This window comes from Streptomyces jumonjinensis (assembly GCF_009600885.1).
Taxonomy (GTDB): domain Bacteria; phylum Actinomycetota; class Actinomycetes; order Streptomycetales; family Streptomycetaceae; genus Streptomyces; species Streptomyces jumonjinensis.
In genome coordinates, this window is sequence record NZ_VCLA01000164.1 from 16619 (window position 1) to 35212 (window position 18594).

Consider the following 18594-nt stretch of genomic DNA (forward strand, 5'->3'; position numbering starts at 1 on the left):
GAAGCACCCGCACCCGCACCCTCAAGCACCCCCGCCCAGCCACGAAGCCCCGCACCCGCACCCGCACCCGCACCCGCACCCGCAAGATCAGCCCGTGACAGCCTCGTACAGACTGAACCCCGCCAGCGCCAGCATCAACCCGGCCGCGACCTTGGTGATCAGCTTCAGCGGCACGTACTTGAGCAGCGTCCGCCCGCCCAGGATCCCGATCGCCGCCACCGACCAGAGCGCCAGCACCGCCCCCAGCCCCACCGACAGCGGATCGTCGTAGCGCGCCGCCAGGTTCGCCGTCATGATCTGGGTCAGATCGCCGAACTCCGCGACCAGGATCAGCATGAACCCCGCCCCGGAGACCTTCCAGAAGGACTGGTCGGCCGGGTCCTTGATGCTCTCCCCGTCGTCGTCGTGCTTCTTCAGGAGCAGCATCAGCGCGCCCGCGAGGAACAGCAGGCCGACCACCGCCTGCACCAGCCGGTGCGGCAGCAGGGTCAGCACGCTGCCCGCGGCGATCGCCAGCGCCACATGGACCGCGAAGGCGGCGGCGACACCGGCGAAGACATACGACGCGCGGTAGCGGGTGCCGAGCATCAGTCCGGCGAGCGCGGTCTTGTCGGGAAGCTCGGCGAGAAAGACGACGCCGAAGGTGACCGCCATGACGGTGAAGCTGATCACGGGTGGGATTCCTCAATCGGTCGGGCTGCCCGAACCGAGAGACCATACGTAAAAAAGGGGTCGCTTCGGCACGGCAGCGTCGAATGGAACACTGCGGCCGAAGGTCTCGCTGGCGGGCCGTACGGTCCGCCTCCGGGCGCCGGCCGGGCACAGGGCCCAGCAGTATGTCGACGGTCCGGCGAAGAGCTACTCCCCTTCTGCTCCGTCCAGGGTACGGCACCCGCCGCCGGCTCCCCGGTCCGCTCCCGTCACTCCGCGCGGTGCAGCCTCCCCCGCGCCACCAGCTCCAGGGCGACCGCCGCCGCCACCGCCTGCACCGCCATCAGCCCTACCAGGACGAACAGCTGCACCGCCCCGGCCAGCAGCGGCGACGCCCCGCCGAGGAGCATGCCGACGAACGCTCCGGGCAGTGTGACCAGCCCCACGGTCCGGGTCTGATCGAGGCCCGGGATCAGCGCGTCCGCCGCCGGAGCGCGCGCCACCTCCAGCCGCGCCTCGCGGTCGGGCAGCCCCAGCGCCATGCCCGCCTCCACCTCGCCGTGGCGCAGCTTCAGCTCGTCCAGGGCACGCCGTCCGGCGAGGACGGTCGCGGTGAGGGCGCCGCCGATGAGGATTCCGGCGACGGGGATGAGCGCGATCCCCTTCAGCGGTACGAGCCCGGTGAGCAGCAGGACGGCCACGACGGGGAAGACGCCGGCGGCGATGGGGGCCCCGGCCCACCACCAGGTCCGGTTGGGGGTGATCCGGCGGCCCGCGGTGCGTACGGCGACGGAGTACATCAGCAGCACGAACGCGAGGAGCAGCGGCAGCGAGCCGACCACCCAGCCGATGACCAGGGAGACGGCGGCGAGCTGGGCGGCGGCCCGGACGCCCGCGATCACGGTGTCCCTGGCCCGTCCCAGATGCGCGACCGCGACCACTGTCGCCGCGACGACGAGCAGTACGGCCAGGACCACCCCGAATGTGACATCGACCGTCAGCAGCACCCGGCAACCCTACGCGGGTCCGGCCGCCCTTCGCCCGCCCGTCGCCCGCCCTCAGCGAGCCGAGCCGAGCCGTCGTCCGCCGTTCGCGCCCTCACCTGTGCCCACCCCCCAACCCTCGAACACCCACTGGAATATGTCGCTCCATCAGAACACTTGCCTTGTCGTGTCCATGCCGACACCCTGTTAGCCGGCGACCGCCTCACGGAATCGCGGCGCCGGCCCGCCATGCCCGATGGCCGCATCCCCGCACTCCGGAGGAGTCCCCATGCCCGGCAGCAACGCGCCCCGCCAGCACCGCACCAGCCGTACCGGCGGCATCGGACGCCGTGTCGCCGCCCTCGCCGCCACCGCCGCGCTCGCCCTCACCGGTCTGCTCGCCACCGCGCCCGCCGCGCAGGCCGCGCCGCCCACTCCGGTCAGCGCGTCCGTCGCACGCGGCTATCTCGCCCAGCTCACCGTGCGGGCCGAGGGCTCCTCCAGCGGCTACAGCCGCGATCTGTTCCCGCACTGGAGCTCCCAGGGAGGGACCTGCAACACCCGTGAGGTCGTCCTCAAGCGCGACGGCGTCAACGTCGTGCAGAACGCGAGCTGCGCGGCGGTCAGCGGCAGCTGGTTCTCCGAGTACGACGGCGCGACCTGGTACGCCGCCTCGGATGTGGACATCGACCACATGGTGCCGCTGGCGGAGGCGTGGCGTTCGGGGGCGAACAGCTGGACCACCCCGCAGCGGCAGGCGTTCGCCAACGATCTGGCCCGCCCGCAGCTGATCGCCGTCACCGACAACGTCAATCAGGCCAAGGGCGACAAGGACCCGGGCGAGTGGCTGCCGCCGCTCTCCTCGTACCACTGCGTCTACACCCGGATGTGGGTGCAGGTGAAGCACCATTACGGCCTGACGGTCGACTCGGCGGAGAAGAGCGCGCTCCAGTCCGTGCTCAACGGCTGCTGACCGATCGCCCGACTCCGGATGGCGTATCCACGCCACCCGGCACGCCGCACGGAACCGGCCCGCGCCCCTCTGTCGTTCCGTCGTTCCGTACCGTACGAGACGACGGAGGAGGACGGGACATGGCCGCGACGGCAGGGCTTCGGCTGGGACCGCTGCTGCGGTTCGTCGACTGGGAGACGGGGGACGCCGCGACCGTCTGGGTCGAGACCGACCGGCCGTGCACGGCCGAGGTCCGGTGCGCCGACGGCGCGGGCGGCGCGGCGCCCGCCTTCCGTATCGCGGACCATCATTACGCGCTGGTGCCGGTGACCGGGCTGACCCCCGGCACGACCACGGCGTACGAGGTGTTCCTGGACGGCGAGCGGGTCTGGCCGCCGCCCGGCTCCCGCTTCCCGCCGTCGGTCATCAGCGCCCCCGCCGTGCCCTCGGACGGCGTCACGGTCGCCTTCGGCTCCTGCCGCTGGTCGGCCAAGCCCGTCGGCGAGCACGACCCGGTCGGCCCGGACGCGCTGGACACCCTCGCGGGTCGCCTCGCCGCCGACCCGGACGAGGTGCGCCCCGATGTCCTGCTGCTGCTCGGCGATCAGGTGTACGCGGACGAGACCTCGAAGGCCACCCGGGCCTGGCTCGCCGAGCGCCGCGATCTGGACCGGCCGCCCGGCCCGCAGGTGGCCGACTACGAGGAGTACACCAGGCTGTACGAGGAGTCCTGGCTCGACCCCGAGGTGCGCTGGCTGCTCTCCACCGTCCCGAGTTGTCTGATTTTTGACGATCACGACGTGATTGACGACTGGAACACCAGTGCGGCCTGGGTGGCCGGCATGCGCACCCGGCCCTGGTGGCGGGAGCGGGTGGTGGGCGGGCTGATGTCGTACTGGGTCTACCAGCACATCGGCAATCTCTCCCTCGCCGAGCTGGAGAAGGACGAGCTCTACGCCGCCGTGCGCGAGTCCCCGGACGGCACCGGCGCGCTGCGCGACTTCGCGCTGCGGGCGGACGCGGATCTGGCGACCGCCCGCTGGAGCTACCGCCGCGACTTCGGCCGGACCCGGCTGCTGATGGTCGACACGCGCTCCGCCCGGGTACTCGACGAGCGGCGCCGGGCGATGCTGGACGCCGGGGAGGCCGGGTGGCTGCGCACCCAGGCGCTGGAGGCCCGGGGCTCGTACGACCATCTCCTCATCGGCGCCTCCCTGCCCTGGCTGCTGCCCCCGCTGATCCATGACGCGGAGAGCTGGAACGCGGCGCTCTGCCGGGGAGAGCGCGGCGCGCGCTGGGCGCGGCTGGGCGAGCGGATGCGAAGACGCTTCGATCTGGAGCACTGGTCGGCCTTCCCCGGCTCCTTCGAGGAGCTGGCCGATCTGATCGCGGAGGCGGGCGCCGGGGAGGGCGGGCCGTCCATGATCTGTGTGCTCTCGGGCGATGTGCACCACGCGTATGTCGCCGAGCCCGGCTGGCGGGGCACGGCCGGGCCGGACGCCCGGGTGTGGCAGCTGACCTGTTCTCCGTTGCACAACTCCATTCCGCGCGTGCTCCAGCTGGGCTTCCGCTTCGGCTGGAGCCGGATCGGCCGGCTGCTGGGCCGGCTGCTGGCACGCCATGGCCGTACGGGAAGGTCCTCGGTGCGCTGGGAGCGGCAAGGCGGTCCGTGGTTCGGCAATCAGCTGATGACGCTGACGCTGCGGGGGCGGTCGGCCGCGCTCCGGCTGGAGCAGGCGGAGGCGGCGGCGCCGGTCCCGCTCCCTCAGCCGCTCTCGGAGACCGTCCCGGCGGAGGGGAGGCGGGCGCGGCTGGTGATCACGGATGAGCGGGAGCTGACGGCGGGGGGAGCGTCCGCCGGCCGCCGAGAGGCGCCGCGATCGGGCGGGTGAGAACGGGGCCGCGCTGCACCGCGCCGCCGCCGCGCCCCGCCGCGCCCTGGCACCGCACGCCCGCCGGGCGGACGGCACCCGGGCGAAGACGCCCCCCAGGAGCCACCCCGGTATGAGATTCCGATGAGAAAACCTCCGGGATTGAATGTTGAACTTGCAAGTAATAACGAGGGAGCCTAATTTTCGGCCAGTGCCCTGTCCCCCACACACAGGAGTCTCCCCATGTCCAACACCTCTCTGACCGCGAAACTCGACCAGTCCCAGCCCTATGCCCTCGGGCTGTTCCGCATCGTCACGGGCCTGCTCTTCGCCTGTCACGGCGCGGCCTCCCTCTTCGGCGTCCTCGGCGGCGCGCACGGCGGCGGCACCGTCGCGGCCGGCACCTGGCCCTGGTGGTACGCGGCGGTGATCCAGTTCGTCGGCGGCGGCCTGGTGATGCTCGGCATCGGCACCCGCAGCGCCGCCTTCGTCTCCTCCGGCTCGATGGCGTACGCGTACTTCGTGGAGCACCAGTCGGCCGGCCTGTTCCCGATGGAGAACGGCGGCGAACTGTCCGCGCTCTTCTGCTGGGGCATGCTGCTGCTGGTCTTCACCGGACCGGGCGCCCTGACGCTGATCTCGCCGTCCGGGGCGCGGAACAAGGACCGCACGTCGGACGAGGAGCGCGAGTCGGCCCGGGGAATCTCGGTCTGACCTGCTCCCTCCTCCCCCCACATCCGGTGCCCGGACCTCCTCGGAAGTCCGGGCACCGGCCTTTTCCCGGGCCGGTCCGGCCGCTGCCGCAGAGCGGCCTTACGCGATCACGGGCTGATCAAGCGGCAATTTAGGGCAGAGAGTGATGATCACAACATCACCGGCCCCAGGTGATCGATCACCGGTGCCCGGGCGTACGCTGTACAGCTGTTAGTGCCGCCACAACCGACTGCCTTGCACGTCGCGGCACGACCACACAACGGGGAGAGCCGAAGGTGCTGGAGAGTCTGGTGTCGCTGACCAGCAGCCCCTGGATCTATGCGGTGGTCGCCCTCTCCGTGCTCCTCGACGTCTTTCTGCCGGTGCTGCCGAGCGGGGTCCTGGTGATCACGGCGGCGACCGCTGCGGCGGCGGGCTCGACCACGGCGACCTCGGTCGCGGGCGCGGCCGATCAGGTGCCCCGGGAAGTCCCCTCGCTCCTGGTGCTGGCGCTGTGCGCGGCCACCGCGTCCGTACTCGGCGATCTGGTGGCGTACCGGCTGGCCCGGCGCGGCGGAGACCGCTTCGACCGCGCGATGGCCAAATCCCGCAGGCTGAGAACGGCGCAGGCCCGCCTCGGCACGGCGCTCAGCCGTGGCGGCGGCGCCCTGGTGGTGATCGCCCGCTTCGCCCCCGCCGGACGCTCCGTGGTCTCCCTGGGCGCGGGCGCGGCACAGCGCAAGACGCGGGAATTCCTGCCCTGGTCGGCGCTGGCGGGCGTGGCATGGGCCGGCTACAGCGTGGGCCTCGGCTACTTCGGCGGGCGGTGGCTGGGCGCGAGCTGGGTCGGCGCGGCGGTCTCCGTGCTGGCGCTGTTCGCCGCGGGCGCGGTGGCGACCTTCGTGATGCGCCGCCCGGCAGCGGCGGCGCGAGCCGGTGCCGTACCCGCTCCGGGACCGGCGGCGCCGGTCCCGGAAGCGGCCCCCGTTTCCTGATCCATCAGAAACGGCCTAGCCTGCTCGGTCGCCCTCCGGGGCCCGGCGGGCCGCGCCCCGGATCTCCAGACCGTCGAGAAGTCTGCGGGTCGCGTCGGCGATGTCGTTCACGGCCTGGTCGAACACCTCCCGGTTGTGCGCGGCGGGCGCCCGGAAGCCGGACACCTTGCGTACGTACTGCAACGCGGCGGCCCGGACATCGTCCTCGGTGGCCTCTTCGGGCAGTACGGGCGGGCGAAGGGTCTTGATACTGCGGCACATGCGTTCAGTGTGCCTCTCCCCCGGTGATCGAAGGGCGGCGCGGGTCCCCTTTGAAGACACGGCCTTTGAAGACACGGCCTTGTGCCCCCGCGGCCCCGGCGGGACCATCCCTGTGTCGCGGAAGGGATGCGGTGTGGCTCAGGGGGATGCGGTGGACGGGCTGAGGGTCGCCTCATGGAAGCGTTACGGGCACGACCGTCTCTATGTGAATCTGCGGGACGGCACATCGGTCGCCTGGGCCGACCGCGCCACGGGCGAGGTGACCCTGCTGCACCCGGGCTACCGTGACGCGGTGCTCGACGCGCTGGCCCGGCACACCGCCGCCGCCCGTGGCACGGCGGACCCCGCGCCCTGGGCGCTCCCCCCGCTGACCCCGGAGGACGATCTGCTCTCCCGGCGACCCGGCGCGGCGATCCGCGCCCTGCTCGCCGAGTCCGGCCCGGGGCTGCTGGAGCGGGTCGTCACCCGGCTGCTCCGCCGGGAGTCGGAGTGGGACTCCTGGCGGAAGGGACTGGCCGGCGAACGCCGGGTGGGGGCCGAGCTGAACCGGCTGACCCGCTACGGCTGGCGGGTGCTGCACTCGGTGCCGCTGCCGCGCGATGTGGACGTCGACCACCTTCTGATCGGCCCCGGCGGGGTGTTCTCCGTCAACACCAAGCACCACGACCGCCGGTCGGTCTGGGTCGGGGACGAGACGGCGAGGATCGACCACGGCATGCCCCGCCCCTATCCGGCGAAGAGCCGCGCCGAGGCCCAGCGGGTCCGCGGAGTCCTGGAGCGCTTCTGCGGCTTCGCCGTCCCCGTCCAGCCGGTCCTGGTCTTCGTGGGCGTCACCGCCCTCGAAGTCGCCGCCGCCCAGCGGGACGTCCATGTCTGCCGGGACCGCGAGATAGCGGCCCTGGGCCCGCTGACCGGCGTCCTCACCCCCGCCCGTACCGAACAGATCTTCGCCGTGGCCCGCGACCGGCGCTCCTGGCTGGAGGCGTGACGGCGGGCCGCACCCGCCGCCTCAGTCCGCCGCCTCAGTCCCCCGCCTCAGTCCGCCGCCTCAGTCCCCCGCCTCAGTCCGCCGCCTCAGTCCGCCGGCAGCCGGCGTCCGAGAACGTCCAGGCCGTGCCGGAGCCGGCGGAAGTAGGTGGCCCGGCTCATATGGAGCCTGCGGGCGAGCTGCTGATGGGTCTGCGGCCGGCCGAGGTAGTAGTGCAGCAGGATCCATCCGGCCTCGGCGTCCTCCGGTACGTCGCTGTCCGCCAGGGTGCGCACCGCGTCCCGCAACCACTCCTGGAGGTCCGTCACGGTCGCCGTGCGAGCGGTTCGCAGCAGCGGGCTGTGCGCCAGCCGAGCGGTGTCGCCGATGCGGGCGAGGGCCTGGCCCACCTCCCGGCCGGTGGGCCGCCGGGAGCCGTCCGCGCCCGGTTCGAGAGCGAACCGCCCCGCCCATTCGGTTATCGCGTCATGGCCGAAGTCCTGGCTGTAGATCTCGGGTTTCCGGCCGCACCGGTAGACGTCGTCGGCGGTGGTGCCGTGCCGCTGGAACCGCAGGGCGGACAGCAGCCGCTGGTAGCGCGGGGTCGGCGTGGAGACCGTCAGCAGGAGGTTGCCGGCCATGACCCGGTGCAGCAGGTCGCGCAGCAGACGGGCGTGCAGGCCCCGGTCGGGGCAGTAGGCGGCCCCGAGGAGCAGGCCCCCCGTCCGCCGCCGCTCCAGCAGCCGGTCGGTGTGCTGCTGGAGCAGCGGCTCCACGCTGCTCACGGTGTGCTCGGCGACCCGGAGCACGCCGACGAGACCCACGGGCCGGCCGTCGCCGTCCCGGGCCAGCTGGAAGCCGTCGGGGTCGTCGCACAGCCACTGCTCCACCAGACGGTCCGTCCGCCGGGTGTCCATTCCCCCCTGCCGGGCCCACTGATGCATCAGCCCGCCGACGGCGTCGGCGTCCCCCCGGGTCGCGGCCTGGATCACGCCCGTCGGCGGGCTCGCGGGGAACAGGATCTCGCGTAACGTCTCGTCGCCGCTGAGGGCCATGGCCCCCTCGGCGAGCCGGCTCCGGCGGGTGACGGCTCTCTCCCCGGTCAGCTGTCTCTTCCGGTACGCGAGCGCCCGGGCCCGTGAGTCGCCGTGGGCGACCGGCTGCCGCCAGCGACAGGCCCGTTCGAGCACGCTGCGGAACGGTTCGAGGACGGTGAGCCCGAGTTCCGTCGAGGTCACGAGGCTGAGCCGGCCGAGGGCGTCGAAGAGCTCCCGGTCGGCTTCCAGCAGCTCCTTGTCCCCCGACCAGATGACGGCCAGCCGCTCCAGCGCGGGCTGCCACCGGTGCGCCGGCTGCTCACGGGAGAGCCGTTCGACGATCTCCCGGGCGACCTGGTCGGCCACCGCTCCGGGGGCGTCCGGCGAGGCGCCCGCGTGCAGGGCCCGGCAGGCCGCGCCGGCGATCAGCGGATTTCCCCCCGCGAGACGGACGACCAGCTCCTGGCCCCGCGCGTCCCTCAGCTGGGCGTCCGCCGTCAGGCGTCTGATCCGCTCGTCCTGCCATGGGAGGACCCCGAGGACCACGGCCCCCGACAGGGTCCACTCCGGGTGGGCCAGCAACGACCGTCGGCTCACCAGCAGCAGCGGCCTGCCGTCCGCCCGGTGTGAGGACCGTACGCCCTCCAGCGCGGAGAGGGCCGCCGGACCGTCCGCGCCGTCGAGGACCAGCGGTCGCCCGGTGTGCTCGCCGAGCGCGGCCGACACCGCGTCCGCGGCGCCGGGCCGGGACAGATCCAGCACGGACGCGGACGGCAGCCGCGACACCAGCCAGGACTTCCCGCTGCCCAGCGGTCCGGTCAGATTGACCAGGCGATGCCTGACGACCGCCGCCCGCAGCACGCCCGGCGTCAGCCGCGGTGAAGACCCGGCCGCCGGCGTATCAGCCATCGAACCCCCTGCCACGCTCCACGAACGCTCCGTTGCAGCCCACGGCGATCACCTTATTGACCGATCGTCACGGCGAGAAGAAGCCGGAGGCTCACGCCGATGTGAGACTCCTGTGAGACTCGGCGCCGCGAGCGCCCGGCTAGCTTGTGTCCGTGGTCACACCACTCTTACGGGATCGAGCACTCGGGGAGATGACATGGACACTCACAGCATGTCCGTACTCGGCCTGACCAGCGCCGAGGAGGACGTCTACCGTCACTTTCTGCGGAATCCGGGAACGCCCGCGGACCAGGCCCCTGCGGTGTTCCCACCCGATCAGGACGGCGCCGGCCGGGCGATCAGACGGCTGCGGGAGCTCTGGCTGCTGCACGGGGACGACGAGAGCACCTGGGCGACGGATCCCGGCGTCGCCGTGCCGCGCCTGGCGGAGAAGCAGCTGGACTCGGCGCACCGGACGGTGCGTCAGCTCGTCGACACCCGGCCCATTCTGTGGTCGCTGCAACGCGACCGGCCGGGCCCGCGGGAGGAGCCCTCTCCCCTCGGCGGGGGCGCGGCCCTGCGCCGGCTGGAAGACCTCCGGGAGGTGCGCGCCCATATCGACCAACTGGCCTTCACCACCCGGTCGGAGGTGCTGGCGGCCGAGCCCTACGACGCCCTGTCGCCGGAGAACATCGCGCACGCCCGGCATCTCGACCTCCGCTGCCTCAGCCGCGGGGTGAGCATCCGCAGCCTCGTGCGCGCCAGGGCTCTTGAGGACCCGGCGACCCTGGAGTATCTGCGGGAGCTGCACGCGGGCGGCGCACGGATCAGGGTCGCGGACGAGCTGTCCGAGCTGATCCTCGTCTATGACCGCCGCACCGCCCTGGTGCCCATCGACGCCCGCGACACCGGCCGGGGCGCGCTGTGCACTGAGGAGGACGGCCTGGTGAACAGCCTTGTGGGCCTCTTCGAACGGCTGTGGGCCGCCGCGGCGGACTTCGCCGGACCGACGGCCCCGGACAGTGGGGAGGCCGCCCGGCTCACGGACACCCAGCAGCTGGTGCTGACCGCCATGTGCGCCGTGAGCAAGGACGAGACGGGCGCGCGGCAGGCCGGGATGTCGCTGCGCACCTATCGGCGGCACATCTCCGATCTGCTGCGTCTGCTGGGCGCCCGCAACCGGGCGCAGGCGGCGCTGCTGGCCCGCGAGCGGGGGTGGGTGTGAGCGCGGGGGTGCTCGCGGCGGCCGAGTACCGCGAGGCGACGGCGGCCCTTCCGGCTTCTCGGGCCGCGCCGGTCAGCTCTCGCTCACTTCGCTCACTTCGTTCCCTTCGGCGACGGTCCGCCCCAGGGCCGGCAGCGGCAGACCGAACTCCCGGCGCAGCGCCGACCGGGCGGCCAGCAGGCCGCACATGCCGTGCACACCGGGTCCCGGCGGGGTCGCGGCCGAGCAGAGATAGACGCCGGGCAGCGGGGTGCGGTAGGGGTCCCACTGGGCGACGGGCCGGAACACGGACTGCCGCACGCTGATCGCCCCGGTCGCGATGTCCCCGCCGACGTAGTTGGGGTTGTACTGGGCGTAGGCCGCTCCGGACAGACCTCGCTCGGCGATCACGGTGTCGGTGAATCCCGGCGCGTACCGCTCGATCGCCGCCCGGATGACGGGCAGCGGGTCCCGTGCGTCGCCGTGCGGCAGATGGGCGTAGGCCCACACGGGGCGGCGACCGCCGCGGGCCCGTTCGGGGTCGGCTACCGCCGGATCCACCACCAGGACGAAGGGCCGGTCGCTCGCCTGTCCGCGGGCGTTGGCCGATTCCCGGCGGAAGATCTCCGCCGCGGTTCCGCCGAGGTGCACGGTGCCCGCCCGGCCGACGCCCGGGGCCGACCAGGGGATCGGCTCGGACACCAGGAAGTCCGCCTTGCCGACGGCCGGACCGTATCGATAGCGGGCCAGCCGGCGGGCGTAGCCCGGGGGGAGCCGGTCCCCGGCGAGGGTCAGCAGGGCGGTGGGCGAGGTGTCCAGCAGCACGGCCCGTACCCCGTCCAGCCGGCGCAGGTCGGTGATCTCCTGACCGGTGTGCAGCGTGCCGCCGTGCGCCCGGATGTCGGCGGCCATGGCCTCGGCGATGCTCCGGCTGCCGCCGCGTGGCAGCGGCCAGCCGGGGCCGTGGGCGAGCTGGGCCAGCAGCAGTCCGACGGCCGCACCGGGCAGCGACGGCAGCGGGCCGATCATGTGCGCGGCGGCGCCGGCGAGCAGCGCGCGCGCCTCCTCCCCCTGGAAGGAGCGCGGGCCGAGGCGGGTGCCGTGGAGCAGCACCCGGCTCAGCAGCGCGGGGGCGGCCCGGAGTCCGGACGGTCCGCGCAGGTCGGACAGGAGCAGATCGACCATGGCGTCGCCGTGCGCCAGCAGGGGTTCCATCAGCCGGCGCCAGCGCGGCCCGTCCGGGCCGAGACCGGCGCAGGCGGCGTCGAGATCGTGCCAGGCCAAGGCGGCCCGCCCGCCGTCGAGGGGGTGTGCGTAGCTGATCTCCGGGCGCAGCATGCGCACGCCGCGCGCGGCGAGGCCGAACTCCCGGAAGAACGGGGAGGAGACCGCCAGCGGGTGTACCGCCGCGCAGATGTCATGGATCACGTCGGAGTCGAACAGGGCGGCGCCGCGCAGTCCGCCGCCGATCGTGTCGGCGGCCTCGTACACCGCGACGCGCAGTCCCGCGCGGGCCATGGCGACGGCGGCGGCGAGCCCGTTGGGGCCGCTGCCGACGACGGCCGCGTCGATATCGCTCATCGGCGGTGCTCCTGCCCGTGGACAGGGGGGTCTGCGGTCATGTCACTGCCATCCGTTGACCGCCGGCGCCGCACCCGCGGGGGTACGGGCGGGGCGGGTGCGGGCTCTGTCGCTGTCGCTGTCGCTGTCGCTGTCGGGAAGGGCGCGGGTCATCGGGCTGCTCCTGCGGTCGGGAGGGCTGACGGGGCGGGGGACGGCTCCCCGGCGGGGGGCCCGGCGGAAGGTCCGGCAGCGGACCCGGCAGAAGGTGCGGCAGCAGGCCGGGCAGCGGACCCGGCCGCGGACCCGGCGAGGGCGTTGTCGGCGAACTGCGCCGTCGCCAGCCGCCGGTAGAGACCGTCGTTCTGGAGGAGCTGCTGATGCGTTCCGACGGCGCGTACCCGCCCGGCGTCCAGGACCACGATGCGGTCGGCCTCGACCACGGTGGAGATGCGGTGGGCTATCGCGACGACCGCGCACCGGCGGGCGATGCGCCGCAGGCTGTCGCGGAGCGCCGCCTCCGCGTCGGAGTCCAGATGCGCGGTGGCCTCGTCGAGGAGGATCACCGCGGGTTTCTGGAGCAGGGCGCGGGCCACGCAGAGCCGCTGCCGCTGTCCGCCGGAGAGTCCGATGCCCTGGTCGCCGAGGCGGGTGTCGAGACCGTCGGGAAGTGCGGCGACCACGTCGGCGAGCCCGGCGAGTTCGACGGCCTCCGCGATGTCCGCGTCGGCGGCGTCCGGCGCGGCGTAGACGATGTTCTCCCGGAGGGTGCCGCGCATCGCGGCGCTGTCCTGCTGGACGTAGCCGACGCGACCGCGGATCTCGGCCGGCGACAGATGCGCGATGTCCTTGCCGTCGAGGACGACGGCGCCGTGTCCGGGCCGGTAGAACCGCTCGATCAGCTGGAAGACCGTGGTCTTGCCCGCGCCGGATACGCCCACCAGGGCGGTGAGTCCGCGGCGGGGAATGGTGAAGGAGACCCCTTCCAGTACGGGCCGGTCGCCGTAGCCGAAGCCGACGTCCCGGAACTCCACGGCCGGGTGGCCGCCGTCCGGCGCCGGTCGCGGCGCGGGGATCCCGGAGCCGTACCCGGGGGCCGGGGCGTCCCCGGGAGCGGAGCCGTCTCCGGAGGCCGGGGCGTCCCCGGGAGCGGAGCCGTCCCCGAAAACCGGGTCGTCCTCCTGCGGCAGTCCGGCGAGCTCGTCCACCCGCTGGACGGCGGCCCGGCCCTGTTGGTAGACGCCGATCGAGATGAACACCAGGACCAGCGGCGACACCAGGTAGAAGAGGTACATCGTGAAGGCCGTGAAGTCCGCCACGCCGAGGGAGCCGGTCGCCACCCGGGCCATGCCGACGCCCATCACAGCGGCCAGGGACGCCTGGAGGCCGACGTTCAGCACCGGGGACAGCAGCGCGTTCAGGACGGTGACCCGGTTGCCGGATCTGCGGGCCTGGTCCGCCAGCCTGGCGAGCCGGCTCTCCTCGCGGCCCTCGGCGCTCGCCGCCTTCACGGTGGGGAGGGCGGCCAGCACCCGCTGGAGGTCGGCGCCGAACTCCCCGGTGTCCTCCCGGTTCACCAGGGCCGCCTTGCGCAGCCCGCGGGCCAGCCACACCGAGGCGGCGCTCGCGACGCCGAGACAGCCGACGGTCAGCAGCAGCAGCCAGACGTCGATCAGGGCCATCATCACGGTTCCGCCGACCACGACCAGACCGTTGAGGATGATCTGCGCGAGGCTCTGGGTGAGCGCGATCTTCATCAGCGCGGTGTCGCCCACCAGCCGGGTGTGCACATCGCCCTGCCGCTGGGCGTTCAGATGCGCGAGGTCGGCGCGGAGGACCTTCCCCGCGAGCAGGACCCGGGCGTCGCGGACGATGTTCTCGCCGGCCCGGCCGATGAGATAGCCCTGGGTCGAGGAGAGCGCGGCGTCCGCCAGGAAGAGGACCGCCAGGAGCGTGATGAGGCCGGCGACCGGCCGGTGCTGCCCGGCCGCCGCGATCAGCCGGGACACGATCTGGGGCTGTACGAGGGTGGACACCACCCCCGCCATCCCCAGCAGCACCCCGCCCAGCAGGAGCCGCCGCTGAGCGCGGGTCAGCTCCCGGATGAGCCCGCGCGGCGCGGGGGCGGCGGTCATGGCCGCTCCTGGTGATCGGCGGACCGGGTGAAGCGGCTGATGTGGACGGGGCTGTGCTCGCGGACGAAGGGAGCGCCCGTCCAGTCGCCCTGCCGGGACACGAGCACGAGCCCGGCGTCGGCCGCGTAGGCGTCGATGTCCTCCGGCGTGGTGAGCCGGGTGGTCTCGGTCCCGATCCGGACGCCGCCGGCCTCGTGCCACAGATGGGAGGTGTGCCAGACACTCTGCTCGGGGAGCAGCGTGGAGTAGGTCTGGAGCCCGGTTCCGGGTTCCGGGTAGGGCACGAAGAACGAGGCGCGGGCACGCCCTTCGTGCAGGGTGTGGACGAGGCCCGGGTTATGGGTCTCCACGGCCAGCGTGCCCCCGGGCGCCAGATGGCGGGCGGCCTGGGCGATGGCCGCGCGCTGCGCCGCGGGGTCGAGCAGCAGGGACAGGGTGCCGCACACGCAGTAGACCAGTCCGTAGCGGGAGCCGTCGGCGTAGGTGCGGATGTCGCCGTGTACGGGGGTGACGGCGGCGCCCGATCCGTCGACGGCGGCGCGGAGCCGCTGGAGCATCTCCGGTGAGGAGTCCACGCCGACGACTTCGCCGGTGCGGCGGGCGACCGGGAGGGCGATGCGTCCGGTGCCCACGCCGAGTTCGAGGGCGCGTCCGCCGGGATGCCAGGCGGCCAGTGTGTCGGCCGTACGGTCGGCTGCGCCGTCCTGGGGGAAGAGCCGGTCGTAGAAGTCGGCGAAGGCCCTGCCGTACCCGATGTCCTCGATCCCGGGGGTGGTGGTCGCGGTGCTCACACGTGCTCGCTTTCTGCCGCCGGGGCGGACGGGGTGCGCATCGGCGTGTAGGGGGAGACGAAGATGATCTCGGGCTCTTCGGTGTCGTCGTAGCCCGCGTTGCGGACGAGCGTGAACTGGAAGCCCTTGACGCCGGTGGCGCCCGAGCGCTCGATCCCGGCCCGGAAGTAGGCGCAGAGGATGCGGTAGCCGGGCAGGCCGCGGGCGGTCCGGAAGCCCTTGTCGAGGTGGCGCATCACCTCGGTGCCCAGGTCGAAGACGGCCTTCTCCGTGCGGCGCTCGGGGAACCAGAGGATCTGGTGGGCCTTGCGTCCTGCGATGACCTCCACGGGCGCCCATTCGGAGGTCTCGCCCGCCTCGTCGAGGGTCCTGCAGTAGAACTGCAGATCGTGCTGGGCCGGGGTGGGGGCGAAGAAGCGCCAGTTGGGGAAGAGCGTGGAGAACGGGTCGAGCCGGATGACGCGGGTGAACGACGGATGGGGGTGCTGGGAGCAGACGGTGCCCAGCAGGGCGAGGCCGGCGAGCAGGCGGACGGCGCCGCCCGTCCCGCCGAGGTGCCGGGCGAGCACCTCGCGGGCGGGCTTCGCGAGACGTGTGGCGTTCACCGGGCCTCCTGCTCGGCAGGGGCGGGGTGCTGTCCGGCCGCGGCCGGGGCGGTGGTGTCGTCGAGGAAGGCCAGGATGCGGCGGACCGCCTCCCCGGCGAACTGGGGGTCGGTGAGGATGCCGTCGTGGTCGGCGCCCTCGATGACGGCGGTGCGGACGGTCCGTCCGGGCAGATGCGCGTCGGCGAGGTCCCGGTGCATCAGCAGATGCTCGGGGTCGCGGTCCACGGTGTGCTGGGCGGAGAGCACCAGGGCGTGGGCGTCCAGGGGGTCGAGCGGCCCGTCGAAGGAGCGGAAGTCCCGTTCCGCCGACCGCCATTCGCGCAGGGCGGCGGTCCACACCCGGGGATCGGCGTACTCGGCCATCGCTCTGCCCCGCACCGTGGCGGGCAGGTTCATCACCCACTCGGGGGTCTGCATCAGGAACCCGAGTCCCATCCGCAGGCTGACGGAGGTCATACGGATCATCTCTTCGACGTGCTGGGCGTTTCTGCCCTGCTGGCCGGAGCGGTTGAGCTGCTCGGGGTGGGAGCTGTCGACGTAGACGACGGAATGCACCCGTGCGCCGAGCCGTGCCGCCGCCCGGCGGGAGATCTCGCCGCCCAGGGAGTGCCCGACCAGGGTCACCTGCCGTCCCCGGGGGACGGCCGCCCCGATCAGATCGACCAGGTCGTCGACCGACTCGTCCAGGTGGTGCCCGGTCTCCGCGCGGCGTCTGCTCGGGCCGTAACCGGCCCGGCTGTAGGCCAGCCACTGCCGTCCGTTCGCGTTGAGGGCGCGGGTGTACCAGCTGAAGTGCGCGGGCAGGGCGCCGAGGCCGTGGACGAAGACCACCGCCGGGCCGGCGGCGTCCTGCCCGGTGACCGTGCCGTCGTGGCTCAGTTCGTTGCCGTGCCGGGTGGTGACGGTGCCGCCGTACGGATGGTCGGTGGTACGCAGCCGGCGGTGGACGGCGAGCGCCGCGGCCGTGACCGCGGCGCCGGCGAACAGCAGGCCCAGGGTTCCCGGCATGCGGTCGTCCCGTCCGGCGACGGCGGGGTGGCTGCGGGGTGTGCTGGTGTAGGCGACCATCGGGTGCATGGCGGCGAAGGCGGGGACGAATCTGCCGAGCCCCATGACGAAGCCGTTCGCGACGTGGAACGCGGCGACGCTGCCGAGCACCGGGCGGGTCAGCCGGCCGCCCTTGAGGTAGAGCACGGGGAAGAGGCACTCCAGGGCCAGCACGCCGTGTGCGACGGCCCGCGCGGAGCGGGGGTGCCGCCGGGTCAGCCGCCAGATGTGCTCGTGTCCGTAGGTCCTGGTGCGCATGACGCCGGTCAGGGCCGCGCCGGTGCGCCAGTCACGGCCGAGGAGTTTGATCCAGCCGGACACCAGGTACGACAGATTGGACTGGAGCGCCACGTACCACATCAGGGCGTCCTGAGCCTGTGGCGAGGGCGCGAGCCGGGCGAGTCCGGTCGCGGTCTGCACCAGACCGGACGCCTGGTCGGAGCCGTCGGTGCCGTAGCGATGGGTCGGGTAGAGCAGGGCGCCGCTGACTCCGAGGAAGAGATTGGCCGCTCCGCGCCAGCGGCCGTCGCCGGGCAGGAGGAGCGCGGCGCTCGCGGTCACCCGGGCGCTGTGCAGGGCCAGGGTGGTCCGCTCGTCGCCGACGGCGTCGAGCAGTCTCCGCAGCGGCCTGCCGTGCCGGGCGTGGCCGTGCTTGGCGATCGCCCAGTCGTTCAGCCCGCCGGGCCGGTTCTGCCGCCGGGTGGTGAGGTGTTCCAGGCTGGACAGCAGGGAGGTCACCGCGGACAGCCGCTCGGAGGCGCCCATGGCCTGGGCGCGGGAGAGGGGCAGGGGGCCGCTGAGGGCGGACAGGACCGCTCTGGCCGTGGGCTTCGATCGTCTCAGCGTGGCGAGGGGAGAGGGCATGGAGGGGTCTCCTGGGCGGAAGTCGGGTTGCTGGCCGTCGGGCGGGCGGTCCCCACCGCCGGGGGGCCCGGCGGTGGGGACCGGTTCAGCGTGGGAGCTGCCCGGGTACGGAATCGCTCCGATGCGAGGCGCCGGCGGCCAGCTGGCGGACGTACGGTGCCGGACTGGCCTGCTGTCGGACGTACGGCACCGGGCTGACCGACCGTCGGAGGTACGGCACCGGGCTGGCCGACTGCCGGACGTACGGCACCGGACTTACCGACCGTCAGGCGTACGGCACCAGGCTGACCGGTCCGGCGTCCCGGCCGGCGGTGGACGGCTTCGTCAGCCGAGGACGATCTCCGGCACCGACGGCTCCAGCGGTCCGCCGTCCCGGCCGGCCACGAACGCGTTCACCAGCGCCATGCCGATGATCACCCCCGCCGCGACAGCTGGCGTGGCCATGACAGGCGCATGGGCGGTGACGAAACGGCCCTTCGCGTCCTCGATCCCGATGTCGGTGAGTGCACCGGGCCGGTGCAGAAAGGAAACGTCGCTCACATTGATCTCCTGGTCTCGTGAATCTCGTGAATCTCGTGATCTCGTGGGATGTGCTGGATTCGGGGGGCTATTCGAGGACCGGCTGGGTCTCGCCGATCGCGGCGGTGACGGCCACGCCGAACGCGGCGCCCGCGCCGAACGCCGCCACGGCCACCACCACGGGGGTGGCCGCGACCGGGGCGACCGCCGTGGCGGCGTACCCGGGGTCGGTCTCAGACAGCTCGCACGTCGTGACCGGCGCGACAGGGCACACGGAAACGCTCATGGTGTTCTCCTGAGGTGTTCGATGATGAGGAAAAGCCCACTGTCGGCGGGCATGTCCGCCGATGGTGGAAGAACCGGCTCAGAGCGGCCGTTCCTCGCTGCCGGCGATCACATGGGAGGCGTATCCGGCCCCCAGCCCGTTCCCGAACTCCGCCACGACGACGAAGGCGGCGGCGATCGGGGCGACGGCCGCGGCGATGAACCCGGGCTCGGTCTCGGCCAGTTCCCGCACCGTGACCGGCGCGGCGGGGCACCCGGCGACGCTCATGGCCGCCCCCCGCGGG

Annotated in this window: 18 protein-coding genes; 6 read left to right on the forward strand and 12 right to left on the reverse strand. The window is 73.3% G+C overall.

All coding sequences use genetic code 11. The features are described from left to right. Window positions 1-87 precede the first annotated feature (87 nt). The gene (locus tag FF041_RS23565) at window positions 88-672 is read right to left on the reverse strand and encodes a TMEM165/GDT1 family protein (RefSeq protein WP_323372369.1); all 585 of its coding nucleotides are present in this window, start codon (window positions 670-672) and stop codon (window positions 88-90) included. A gap of 248 nt (window positions 673-920) precedes the next feature. Then, the gene (locus FF041_RS23570) at window positions 921-1658 is read right to left on the reverse strand and encodes an ABC transporter permease (protein WP_323392506.1); all 738 of its coding nucleotides are present in this window, start codon (window positions 1656-1658) and stop codon (window positions 921-923) included. Between the two features lie 265 nt (window positions 1659-1923). Between FF041_RS23570 and FF041_RS23575 the strand changes: the two genes are divergently transcribed. The 4 genes from FF041_RS23575 to FF041_RS23590 all read left to right on the forward strand — a co-directional run bounded on the left by FF041_RS23575 (window position 1924) and on the right by FF041_RS23590 (window position 6145). After that, entirely contained in the window at window positions 1924-2607 is a 684-nt protein-coding gene (locus FF041_RS23575; RefSeq protein ID WP_153524663.1) for an HNH endonuclease family protein, read from the forward strand. Between the two features lie 119 nt (window positions 2608-2726). Continuing rightward, window positions 2727-4478 (forward strand): alkaline phosphatase D family protein, encoded by a 1752-nt coding sequence (locus tag FF041_RS23580; RefSeq protein WP_153524664.1) that lies wholly within the window; start codon window positions 2727-2729, stop codon window positions 4476-4478. Window positions 4479-4700: 222 nt separating this feature from the next. Further along, complete coding sequence (locus FF041_RS23585) at window positions 4701-5171, forward strand: DoxX family protein (RefSeq protein WP_407698187.1); 471 nt, start codon at window positions 4701-4703, stop codon at window positions 5169-5171. A 275-nt stretch (window positions 5172-5446) separates the two neighbouring features. Then, window positions 5447-6145 (forward strand): DedA family protein, encoded by a 699-nt coding sequence (locus tag FF041_RS23590; RefSeq protein ID WP_323392508.1) that lies wholly within the window; start codon window positions 5447-5449, stop codon window positions 6143-6145. A gap of 15 nt (window positions 6146-6160) precedes the next feature. Here the strand turns inward: FF041_RS23590 and FF041_RS23595 are convergent, their stop codons facing one another. Next, complete coding sequence (locus tag FF041_RS23595) at window positions 6161-6406, reverse strand: DUF2277 domain-containing protein (RefSeq protein ID WP_153483897.1); 246 nt, start codon at window positions 6404-6406, stop codon at window positions 6161-6163. A gap of 133 nt (window positions 6407-6539) precedes the next feature. Here FF041_RS23595 and FF041_RS23600 point away from each other — a divergent pair, with 133 nt between their 5' ends. Continuing rightward, complete coding sequence (locus tag FF041_RS23600) at window positions 6540-7394, forward strand: nuclease-related domain-containing protein (RefSeq protein WP_323392510.1); 855 nt, start codon at window positions 6540-6542, stop codon at window positions 7392-7394. A gap of 86 nt (window positions 7395-7480) precedes the next feature. Here FF041_RS23600 and FF041_RS23605 read toward each other — a convergent pair whose 3' ends face one another. Next, the gene (locus FF041_RS23605; protein ID WP_153524666.1) at window positions 7481-9319 is read right to left on the reverse strand and encodes a hypothetical protein; all 1839 of its coding nucleotides are present in this window, start codon (window positions 9317-9319) and stop codon (window positions 7481-7483) included. A gap of 196 nt (window positions 9320-9515) precedes the next feature. Here FF041_RS23605 and FF041_RS23610 point away from each other — a divergent pair, with 196 nt between their 5' ends. After that, entirely contained in the window at window positions 9516-10523 is a 1008-nt protein-coding gene (locus FF041_RS23610) for a helix-turn-helix domain-containing protein (RefSeq protein WP_153524667.1), read from the forward strand. Between the two features lie 72 nt (window positions 10524-10595). Here FF041_RS23610 and FF041_RS23615 read toward each other — a convergent pair whose 3' ends face one another. The 8 genes from FF041_RS23615 to FF041_RS23650 form a co-directional block, all read right to left on the reverse strand. Continuing rightward, on the reverse strand, window positions 10596-12083 hold the full coding sequence (locus tag FF041_RS23615; RefSeq protein ID WP_153524668.1) for a phytoene desaturase family protein: 1488 nt from the start codon (window positions 12081-12083) through the stop codon (window positions 10596-10598). Window positions 12084-12232: 149 nt separating this feature from the next. Then, entirely contained in the window at window positions 12233-14197 is a 1965-nt protein-coding gene (locus tag FF041_RS23620; RefSeq protein ID WP_153524669.1) for an ABC transporter ATP-binding protein, read from the reverse strand. Continuing rightward, window positions 14194-14988, reverse strand: coding sequence for a class I SAM-dependent methyltransferase (locus tag FF041_RS23625; protein WP_323392513.1), 795 nt, complete (start codon window positions 14986-14988; stop codon window positions 14194-14196). Before FF041_RS23625 ends, FF041_RS23620 begins: the two co-directional genes overlap by 4 nt. Further along, window positions 14985-15593: a hypothetical protein gene (locus FF041_RS23630; RefSeq protein ID WP_228388571.1), complete on the reverse strand. Its 609-nt coding sequence runs from the start codon at window positions 15591-15593 to the stop codon at window positions 14985-14987. The genes FF041_RS23625 and FF041_RS23630 overlap by 4 nt, the downstream gene beginning before the upstream one ends. Continuing rightward, a complete protein-coding gene (locus FF041_RS23635; RefSeq protein WP_153524745.1) occupies window positions 15590-17407 on the reverse strand; it encodes an alpha/beta fold hydrolase in 1818 nt (605 codons plus the stop codon). Before FF041_RS23635 ends, FF041_RS23630 begins: the two co-directional genes overlap by 4 nt. Before the next feature lie 423 nt (window positions 17408-17830). Continuing rightward, window positions 17831-18046 carry a hypothetical protein gene (locus FF041_RS23640; RefSeq protein WP_323392516.1) on the reverse strand — a complete coding sequence of 72 codons (216 nt, stop codon included), beginning with the start codon at window positions 18044-18046 and terminating at the stop codon, window positions 17831-17833. 67 nt (window positions 18047-18113) lie between these two features. Further along, window positions 18114-18311: a hypothetical protein gene (locus tag FF041_RS23645; protein WP_153524670.1), complete on the reverse strand. Its 198-nt coding sequence runs from the start codon at window positions 18309-18311 to the stop codon at window positions 18114-18116. Between the two features lie 78 nt (window positions 18312-18389). After that, the gene (locus tag FF041_RS23650; protein WP_153524671.1) at window positions 18390-18578 is read right to left on the reverse strand and encodes a hypothetical protein; all 189 of its coding nucleotides are present in this window, start codon (window positions 18576-18578) and stop codon (window positions 18390-18392) included. Window positions 18579-18594: the final 16 nt, after the last annotated feature.